Annotated in this window: 5 protein-coding genes; 1 reads left to right on the top strand and 4 read right to left on the bottom strand. The window is 73.4% G+C overall.

The features are described from left to right. From AB7J25_RS30265 to AB7J25_RS30250, 4 genes are all read right to left on the bottom strand, one after another. On the bottom strand, window positions 1-760 hold a 760-nt coding region (locus tag AB7J25_RS30265), incomplete at its 3' end, for an adenosylhomocysteinase (protein WP_428514749.1). A 169-nt stretch (window positions 761-929) separates the two neighbouring features. Continuing rightward, window positions 930-1,190 (bottom strand): hypothetical protein, encoded by a 261-nt coding sequence (locus tag AB7J25_RS30260; RefSeq protein ID WP_428514747.1) that lies wholly within the window; start codon window positions 1,188-1,190, stop codon window positions 930-932. Between the two features lie 7 nt (window positions 1,191-1,197). Further along, a complete protein-coding gene (locus AB7J25_RS30255; RefSeq protein WP_428514745.1) occupies window positions 1,198-1,392 on the bottom strand; it encodes a DUF6400 family protein in 195 nt (64 codons plus the stop codon). Window positions 1,393-1,538: 146 nt separating this feature from the next. Further along, window positions 1,539-2,822 (bottom strand): glutamate mutase L, encoded by a 1,284-nt coding sequence (locus AB7J25_RS30250; protein ID WP_428514743.1) that lies wholly within the window; start codon window positions 2,820-2,822, stop codon window positions 1,539-1,541. A gap of 86 nt (window positions 2,823-2,908) precedes the next feature. Here AB7J25_RS30250 and AB7J25_RS30245 point away from each other — a divergent pair. Then, on the top strand, window positions 2,909-4,482 hold a 1,574-nt coding region (locus AB7J25_RS30245; protein ID WP_428514741.1), incomplete at its 3' end, for a long-chain fatty acid--CoA ligase.

Below are 4,482 nucleotides of genomic sequence, written 5' to 3'. Positions count from 1 at the left end.
TGCCGTACTTGTTGTCGAACTTGCTCTTGGTGACCGAGTCGTTGACGTTGATCGCCGGGAACAGCAGCAGGCCCTGCTCGGCGAGCTGGTAGAGGCGGTTGACGCCGGTGGTGGTCTCCTCGGTGACACCGCGGATGGCCTCGGCGACCGTGGTCCACCGCTTGGGGTCGGCGGCGAGCGAGCGGCGCAGCGTCTCCAGGACGACGCGGTACTCCTCGGAGACGTCCTCGTCGGCGGTCGGCACCACGCCCGCCCGCTCGAACTCCACGCCCTTGTGCACGAGCAGGGTGGCGTCCCCGCCGTCGTCGAGGATCATGTTCGGGCCGACGAGGTTGCCGTCCTCGTCGCGGAACTCGAAGAGCTTCTCGGTGCACCACCAGTAGTCCTCGAGCGTCTCGCCCTTCCAGGCGAAGATCGGCGCCCCCCGCGGAGTCTCGGGGGTGCCGTGCGGGCCGACGACGGCCGCCGCGGCCGCGTGGTCCTGGGTGGAGAAGATGTTGCAGCTCACCCAGCGGACGTCCGCGCCGAGCGAGACGAGCGTCTCGATGAGCACGGCGGTCTGCACGGTCATGTGCAGCGAGCCCGCGATACGCGCGCCGTGCAGCGGGCGGGCCTCCGCGTACTCGCGGCGCAGCTCCATCAGGCCGGGCATCTCGTGCTCGGCCAGCCGGATCTCCTTGCGGCCGAACTCGGCGAGCCCGAGGTCGGCGACGGCGAACTCCAGACCACCAGCGGTCTGCAGCGGGACGGACGGGGTCATGACGGGACGGCTCCTCTGCGTCTGTGTCGCAGGCGCCCTTCGAAGTACGAGCCGGACCGGCCGAGCGTGGCGGACGTTCTCCGTCCGCTGCAGCGCCTCTCGACCCCGGCAACGTGGGCCAGGATCGCCGGGCGGGCCCCCGCTGTCAACTCGCTCACGCAGCGCCCGGTCAGGCGGCACGACCCCGTGACGGCCACGGTGGGGCCGTGCGCTCGGTCCGGTCGCCCGACCCGAAACCGGTGTCGTGCCACCACCGATGACGGCACTCCGGGCACTGGACGAACAGCCGCCGTCCCTCCGCGCTCAGGAGGTAGCGCCAGTGCTCCTCGCAGGTGCGGCTGTCGCGGCAGTGCGCGCAGGCCGCCCCGTCGTCGCAGCGGACGCAGGCGAGCCAGGCGCGGCGCCCCGCGAGGGCGTCGGCGTCGATCATGAGTGGATCACTCCAGGATGCCCGCCGCCCGCAGCTGCGCCAGCACGGCCTGCTGGTGTGCGTCCAGGCCGGAGTAGAGCATCTCGTGCGCGCGAGCCTCGTCGGCGAGCGCCGCCGCCGGGTCCCAGTCGGGGGTCGCCTCGAGGACGGCGGCCCGCCTGCGCAGCTCGTGCGCCGTCAGGTCGAGGTGGAACGAGGTCAACGGCAGCCTCCGGTCGCCGGTTCGCGAAGGGACGGCGACGCTGCCGATGCACCAGGGTAGGTGGGCCGGTCAGCGGTCCGGAACGGCCGCCAGGTGTGACACCGGGCTCACTGCGCGTCGCTCAACGTGATCAGCCCGGCCCGGCCTCAGTCGAGCAGGTTCTCCCGCAGGACCGCCTCGGCGGCGGCCACCCGCCCGTTCGCGGCCAGCAGGCCTGCCGGGACGACGGTGAACGCGGCGTCCAGCGCCAGCGCGGCCGGGGCCAGGGCCGCGGCCAGCTCGGGATCCGTGCGCAGCGTGGTGCCCACCGCACCGAGGCCGCCCGCCGGGTCGTAGCGGCGGAAGACGCCGCCGGTGAGCACGAGCAAGCGCGGCTGCGCACTCGCCCCGCTGCGCAGGTGGCGGCGCACCGCGACGACGGCGGCGACGGCCGCGAGCCGCCGGTCCTCCGCCGCTCCGCCCGGGCTGCGCGGGACGTAGCCGATCTCGCCGGACATGCGGTCCACGGTGGGCCGCAGCAGGTCCGCCTCCAACGGGTCCACGATCCCCTCGGCCTGGCCGCCCTCCAGCACGCCCGCCACGGCGCTCCGCAGGCCGAGGTCACCCTCGACCGTGCGCGCCGCGGGCCCGTCCCCGCCCGCGGCGTACACCCCCGTGGTCGCGCAACCGACATCGACGACCAGCACCCGACCGCCGTGCAGCCGCGCGAGCACCTCCGTGGCCCGCCCGACGACGTCCGGGGTCACGAACCGCACCTGCCGACGGAACCGCGGACCCGCCGCGGGACCCCGCCCGCCGAGCGCGTGCCGCAGGTAGAGCCGGGTGAGCGCCGCACGAGCCGGGTTCGGGGCGAGCACCCCCCGCTCGGGCGCGACATTGTCGCAGGCGGTGACCGTGCACCCGGCCGCACGCAGCAGCGCGAGCGCGTCCGACCGGGCGTCGGCGTTGCCCGCGAGGACGATCGGGTAGCGCACGCGGGCCGTCGCCAGCCGTCCGGCGTTGTGCAGCAGCACCGCCGGGTCCTCGCCGTCCGCGCCGCCGACGACGAGCAGGACCCCGGGCCGCACCGTGCGCAGCCGCCGGATCCCGGCCGGATCCAGCTCCCCGCCGTGCACGAACACCACGCGACACCCGGCCGACACCGCCACGCCGTAGCCGGCCTCCGTCGCGGCGAGCTGCTCCGTACCGATCACGGCCAGCCGCAGGCCCCCGCCCGCCGACGAGCAGGCCAGCAGCGACGGCTCGCACCCCGGTGCGCCCGCGGCCGTCACCGCCCGGACGGCGGCGTCCATCCCGGTGAGGACGTCCGCAACGGTGGTCGGGTGCTCGGCGAACCCCGCGACCGTGCCGTCGCCGTTCACCAGCGCGGCTTTCGTCCAGGTGGAGCCGACATCGACGCAGACCGCGCGGGTCGGGTCGGCGTCGGTCACGGCTGACGACCCTAGCCGCCGCCGGTACGGTCCGGATTGACTCATCGTGCCGCACCGACCCTCTGGAGCAACGGATGCTCGGACTCATGCAGGACCGTCCCCTGTCCCTGCCCCACGTCTTCCACCGGGCCGAGCAGTACTTCGGCCACAAGAAGATCGTCTCCGCGGGGGCGGACGGAGTGTCGACGACGACGATCGCCGAGTGGGCGCAGCGGGTCCGCAGGCTGGCCACCGTCCTGGACACCCTCGGTATCTCCGCGGACGGGCGCGTCGCCACCTTCTGCTGGAACTCGGGACGGCACCTGGAGCTGTACGTCGCCGCGCCGTGCACCGGCCGCGTGCTGCACACGCTCAACATCCGCCTGTTCCCCGAGCAGCTCGTCTACATCGCCGACCACGCCGAGGACGAGGTCGTGTTCGTCGACCGATCGCTGCTGCCGCTGCTCGCCCCGCTCGCGGACAAGCTCACCACCGTCCGGCACTTCGTGGTGATCGACGACGGGGCGCAGCACCCGATCCCCGAGGGCTGGCACGACTACGAGGAGCTGCTCGCCGCAGCCACCCCGTTCGAGGGTCGTTTCGAGGTTCTCGACGAGCACACCGCCGCGGCGATGTGCTACACGTCCGGCACCACGGGCAACCCGAAGGGCGTGGTCTACAGCCACCGCTCCACGGTGCTGCACTCGCTGATCTCACTCACCGCGGACGCGTTCGGGCTCGCCGAGCGCGACGTCGTCATGCCGGTGGTGCCGATGTTCCACGCGAACGCGTGGGGGCTCCCGTACGCGTGCCTGCTCGCCGGGTCCGAGATCGTGTTCCCGGGCCCGAACATGACGCCGGACGCCCTCGTCCGCCTGCTGGAGGAGTACCGCGTCACGATCACTGCCGGCGTGCCGACGATCTGGATGGGCGTGCTGCCGCTCCTCGCCCAGCACGACGTGTCGGCGCTGCGCATGGTGATCTGCGGCGGCTCGGCGGTGCCGAAGTCGCTGTCCGAGGGGTGGCGCGAGGCGATCGGGCTGCCGATCCTGCACGCCTGGGGCATGACCGAGACCTCCCCCATCGCCACCGTCTGCACCGCCCGCACGCAGCACGACGCCATGACCGAGGACGAGCGCGCGAACGTCCGCGCCCGCCAGGGGCAGGCCGTCCCGCTGGTGGACCTGCGCATCGTCGACCCGGACAGCGGCGCGGAGCAGCCCTGGGACGACGTCGCGACCGGTGAGGTCCAGGCCGCCGGCCCGTGGATCGCCGCCGAGTACTACCGCGGCGAGGGCGGCGGGGCCCAGTTCACCACGGACGGCTGGCTGCGCACCGGCGACGTCGCCGCGGTCGACCGCTACGGCTTCTTCCGCCTGGTGGACCGCACGAAGGACCTCATCAAGTCCGGCGGCGAGTGGATCGGCTCGGTCGAGCTGGAGAACGAGATCATGGCGCACCCGAAGATCGCCGAGGCCGCGGTCATCGCGATCCCGCACCCGAAGTGGGTGGAGCGCCCGCTGGCGTGCGTGGTGGTGAAGGAGGGCGAGACGCTCACCGCCGAGGAGGTCATCGCCCACCTGGAGCCGCGCGTCGCGAAGTGGTGGCTGCCCGACGCCGTCGAGTTCATCGACGAGGTGCCGAAGACGAGCGTGGGCAAGTTCTCGAAGAGGACACTGCG

The organism is Pseudonocardia sp., assembly GCF_050246655.1.
Classification (GTDB): Bacteria; Actinomycetota; Actinomycetes; order Mycobacteriales; family Pseudonocardiaceae; genus Pseudonocardia.
The sequence above is the reverse complement of the archived record's forward strand: the minus strand, read 5'-3'. Positions and strand labels throughout refer to the sequence as shown.

Coding starts and splice junctions, on each gene's coding strand:
- AB7J25_RS30260 (WP_428514747.1), bottom strand. CDS start 1,190: ATGATCGACGCCGACGCCCTCGCGGGGCGCCGCGCCTGGCTCGCCTGC.